At 53.4% G+C, this 4,687-nt stretch carries 4 protein-coding genes and 1 pseudogene; 1 reads left to right on the plus strand and 4 read right to left on the minus strand.

Annotated elements, in window-relative coordinates; all coding sequences use genetic code 11:
• The 4 genes and pseudogenes from HMPREF1051_RS15110 to mutY form a co-directional block, all read right to left on the minus strand.
• A pseudogene (locus HMPREF1051_RS15110) lies at window positions 1–255 on the minus strand (hypothetical protein); the annotation flags it as partial.
• Window positions 159–509 carry a helix-turn-helix domain-containing protein gene (locus tag HMPREF1051_RS03515; protein WP_003764570.1) on the minus strand — a complete coding sequence of 117 codons (351 nt, stop codon included), beginning with the start codon at window positions 507–509 and terminating at the stop codon, window positions 159–161. The gene HMPREF1051_RS03515 and the pseudogene HMPREF1051_RS15110, both read right to left, overlap by 97 nt.
• A gap of 91 nt (window positions 510–600) precedes the next feature.
• Entirely contained in the window at window positions 601–2,070 is a 1,470-nt protein-coding gene (locus HMPREF1051_RS03520; protein WP_003764568.1) for a protein adenylyltransferase SelO, read from the minus strand.
• A 95-nt stretch (window positions 2,071–2,165) separates the two neighbouring features.
• Entirely contained in the window at window positions 2,166–3,239 is a 1,074-nt protein-coding gene (gene mutY / locus HMPREF1051_RS03525) for an A/G-specific adenine glycosylase (RefSeq protein ID WP_003764569.1), read from the minus strand.
• Between the two features lie 162 nt (window positions 3,240–3,401).
• On the opposite strand from mutY, the gene HMPREF1051_RS03530 reads away from it, so the two are divergent.
• The gene (locus tag HMPREF1051_RS03530) at window positions 3,402–4,442 is read left to right on the plus strand and encodes a zinc-dependent alcohol dehydrogenase family protein (RefSeq protein ID WP_003764566.1); all 1,041 of its coding nucleotides are present in this window, start codon (window positions 3,402–3,404) and stop codon (window positions 4,440–4,442) included.
• Window positions 4,443–4,687 lie beyond the last annotated feature (245 nt).

Below are 4,687 nucleotides of genomic sequence, written 5' to 3' on the forward strand. Positions count from 1 at the left end.
GCGCCTTTGTCCGTAGCGTCCTTTATGCCGCCGGTAGGTTTCGACGAGGAGGGCTTTGTCGGCTGCGTCGGGGTCGGGTCGGTCTTGGTGGTGGTAGTAAAAGCTGCTTTTGGGCAGGTTTGCGATGTGCAGCAGGTATTTGAGCGGGTGTTGCGCCCTCAGTGTTTGGACGGTTTGGCTTTGTCCTTTTCGGTCCGCTTTTGGCTGAGGGCTTTTAACTCCTTTAGGTAGGCGACCTCTGCGCGCATATAGCACAACTCTTCAATAAGCTCTGCCTGTGTTTTTTCTTGATCGGGTTTATCTGCGATGAAGGGGTTTTTGCGGTGTTGGGTCATGGTTTTGGATTGGGGATGTTCGAGTGCGCCGATACCGCCTTCTTGATAGGCGCGTATCCATCGTCTCAGGTGGGTTCGGGAAATGCCGTAGTGTTCTGCGGTACGCTGTTGGCTGCGTATATGCAGGTAGTGGAGTACGGCTTGGTATTTGAAGTGTAATGTATATTTGCTCATAAAAAAACTGCACCTTGTGAGTTGGAGGGGATGTCCAACTTTTGGGGTGCAGTTCATATTTTCAGACGACCTTTTTGTCTGTCTTTGACGTCTAACTTGAGCAACTGACGCAAACCGGAATGCTGCCTTCGGGCGGCGGTTCGGCAAGGTCAGCGAACTCTGCCTGTTCGTCAAAGGGACGGGCGAGGCAGCGGCGCAGGCGTTCGATTTCGCGGTAGTCGCCGTTTCGGGCTTGGGCGATGGCCTGTTCGGCAAGGTAGTTGCGCAGGATGTAGAGCGGGTTGGTCAGGTTCATGCGTATTGCGCGTTCGGCAGGATTGCTGTTTTCGGCACGCAGGCGTTGGCGGTAGCGTCCGAGCCAGCGGATGAAGGCGGGCGGAACGCCGTTTTTGAAGGTTTGTTCGAGTTTGGGCGGGAGGGGTTCGCCGTGTGTATTGCTGACTTCGGACAGGTTCCTGAAAAACAGGGTGAAGTCGGTTTTTTGATCTTGCAGGGCAGTGAAGAGGTCGGCGATAAGGCTTTCGTCGTCTCTCTTGTCTGCTTGCTGCAAACCGAGTTTGCGGCGCATTTTCTCTAAATAGGTCGTCTGAAAAACTTCTGTCCAGCCGTCAATGAGTTGTTCGAGGGTGTTGTGTGGGACGAGGGCATCGAAGCAGGAGGCGAGGGCGGAGAAATTCCAATGGGCGACGAAGGGCTGTGCATTGTAGGCGTAGCGGCCTTGGGTGTCGGAGTGGTTGCAGACGTGGCGGCGGTCGTAGTCGTCGAGGAAGCCGAAGGGGCCGTAGTCTATGGTCAGCCCCAATGCAGACATGTTGTCGGTATTCATCACTCCGTGGCAGAAGCCGACGCTTTGCCATGCGGCGACGGTATCGGCGGTGCGGTTGCGGATTTGTTCCAACAGGGCGGCGTAGGGATTGTCGGCATCTCGGCAGTCGGGGTAGTAATGCCGGATGAGGTAGTCGGCAAGTTGTTGGATTTCGGCTTCGCGGCCGGTGTAGTAGAAGTATTCGAAATGGCCGAAACGCAGAAAGTTCGGGGCGATGCGGGTCAGGACGGCGGCGGTTTCGACGGTTTCCCGATAAACGGGGTCGTTGCTGCCGCACAGGGCGAGGGCGCGGGTCGTGGGGATGCCGAGACCGTGCATGGCTTCGGAACAGAGGTATTCGCGGATGGAGGAGCGCAAGACGGCGCGCCCGTCGGCAAAGCGGGAATAGGGCGTTTTGCCTGCGCCTTTGAGCTGCCACTCTTGGCGTTGTCCCGCGGCATCGACGGAATCGCCAATCAAGATCGCGCGCCCGTCGCCAAGGCGCGGGGTATAGACTCCGAACTGATGGCCGCTGTAAACACTGGCAATGGGCGCGGGCGCGTATTGCGGCGCGTTGCCGCTGAGGTAGGCAAGGTTGGCGGTCGTCTGAAAATCTGTATCCAGATTCAACTCTGCCGCCAAGTCGGTGTTGAAGGCGACCCAGTAGGGCGCGGTCAGCGGCTCGGGAGAAACGCGGGAATAGAAAAACGGCGAGAGTTCGGCGAACTGTTGGGTAAGCAGGGGGAGTGTGTGCATGGGATTCCTGACGGGCGCGGGAGGGTTTGTATAACGCGCGGGTATGTTTATTGTGTTTTAGAGTTGGATGCTGCCTGTTTGCTTTTCAAGCATTTTTAAAACAATGCCTGCTGCCGTTGTTTCAAATAATCTGCCAGCGGTTTGGGCAAACCGTAATCCGCCAGATTTTCGGGTTTCACCCAGAAGCGGTTATCTTTTGATGCGTTTTCAGAATGGCGCAGCGTGTCAGACGAACTGATTTGCGCTTCAAACGGCGTAATCATTAATAAACGATGCGTCAGGCGGTGGGTAAGGGCGGGTTGCTCGGAAAGGTCGTCTGAAAAAATGCCGAGCTTTTCGGCGCAAACGTATGTTTCGTTCAGGGTTTCAAAACACGGCACGCAATACAGCCCGCCCCAAATGCCTTTGGCGGGGCGTTTTTCCAGCAGGATTGCGCCGTCTTGGTTGCGGACAATCAGCCAGTAAAGCGGCAGGGTTTGCACTTCGGGGGCGGTTTTTTTGCGCGGCAGCTCGGCGATGCGGTTTTGCTTTTTCGCTTCGCAGATGTCCGCCATCGGGCATTGATGGCACAAGGGTTTTGTCCGTTTGCACACGGTTGCGCCCAAGTCCATCAAGCCTTGCGTATAGGCGGGCATATCGGCGTTTTCAGACGGCAGCAGGCTTTCGGCAAGTGTCCAGAGCGAGTTTTCGAATTTTTTGTCCTGCGGATTGCCGTCGCGGGCGAACACGCGGCAGAGCACGCGTTTGACGTTGCCGTCCAAAATGGTTTCGCGGCGGTTGAAGGCAAAGGCGCAAATGGCGGCGGCGGTGCTTCTGCCTACGCCGCAGAGGGTTTCCAAGTCTTTACGCTCCGACGGAAACGTGCCGCCGAATTGTTCGACGACTTGTTGCGCGGCTTTGTGCAGATTGCGCGCGCGGCTGTAATAGCCCAAGCCCGCCCACAACGACAACACTTCGTCTTGCGGGGCGGCGGCAAGCGTTTGTACGGTCGGAAATTTTTCCAAGAAACGCGGATAGTAGTCCAATACGGTGGCAACCTGCGTCTGCTGGAGCATGATTTCGGAAAGCCAGACGCAATAAGGGTTTTTAACCTGCCAAGGGAGATGGTGCCTGCCGTATTGTTTTTGCCAGCGGATGAGCCGTTCGGAGAAAGGGTTGGGTGTGTTCATTAATATCAATCAGTGGTTTTATTTATATTGAAAACAAAATGTTATGGTATAACATTGTGAAAATAATTCTTATTGACTTATTTTTTTTAGGGGTATATAACTCATATAAAGAGACTTTATTGCAGTATTGAAATTATTTATCAACAAGCAAGGAGTATCAGCATGAAAGCAATGGTTTATCACGGCGCAAACGACATCCGTTTTGAAGAAAAACCCCGTCCGCAGATTATCGATCCGACCGATGCAGTGGTGAAAATCGTCAAAACCACGATTTGCGGTACTGACTTGGGTATTTGGAAAGGCAAAAACCCCGAAGTCGCCGACGGTCGTATTCTCGGCCATGAAGGCATCGGTATTGTAGAAGAAGTCGGCGAGGCTGTAAAAAACATCAAAGTCGGTGATAAAGTCATTATTTCATGCGTCAGCAAATGCTGTACTTGCGACAACTGCAAAATCCAACTCTATTCACACTGCCGCAACGGCGGCTGGATTTTGGGCTACATGATTGACGGCACGCAAGCCGAATACGTCCGCACGCCTTATGCCGACAACAGCCTTGTTCCGCTGCCCGATAATGTCAACGAAGAAGTCGCCCTGTTGTTGAGCGACGCCTTGCCGACCGCCCACGAAATCGGCGTGCAATACGGCGATGTCAAACCCGGCGACACCGTCTTCATCGCAGGCGCAGGCCCTGTCGGTATGTCCGCCTTGCTGACCGCCCAACTGTACAGCCCCGCCGCCATCATCGTCTGCGATATGGACGAAAACCGTTTGAAACTGGCGAAAGAGCTGGGTGCAACCCATACCGTCAGCCCCGCTTCAGGCGACGTATTCAAACAAGTCTTTGCCATCGTCGGCTTCGACGGCGTGGACTGCGCCATCGAAGCCGTCGGCATCCCCGCTACATGGAATATGTGCCAAGACATCGTCAAACCGGGCGGTCATATCGCCGTTGTCGGTGTACACGGTCAATCCGTTGATTTCAAACTCGAAAAACTGTGGATTAAAAACCTCGCCATCACAACCGGTTTGGTCAACGCCAATACCACCGAAATGCTGATGAAGGCAATTTCCAGCAGCTCCGTCGATTACACCAAAATGCTGACCCACCGTTTCAAATTCAGCGAATTGGAAAAAGCCTACGACGTGTTCAAACACGCCGCCGAAAACCAAGCCATGAAAGTGGTTTTGGAAGCGGATTGATTTGAAACAGATTATTGAGTTTTAAAAAGATAGAGGTCGTCTGAAAACAGGTTTTCAGACGACCTGACCTTTTTGTTTATGGGGCTGATGTTTGGTTCAAATGGAGCGATTTTTTATAGTGGATTAAAATAATAATGAGACAAGGCGGCAACGCCCGCCGTGTACGGGTAGTACATAAGGGCGTTGGCAACGCCGTATCATTTGTAGAAATCAGTAGCGTTGTTTACAGTATTTCCAGGAGAATA

Source organism: Neisseria sicca VK64, assembly GCF_000260655.1.
Classification (GTDB): domain Bacteria; phylum Pseudomonadota; class Gammaproteobacteria; order Burkholderiales; family Neisseriaceae; genus Neisseria; species Neisseria sicca_B.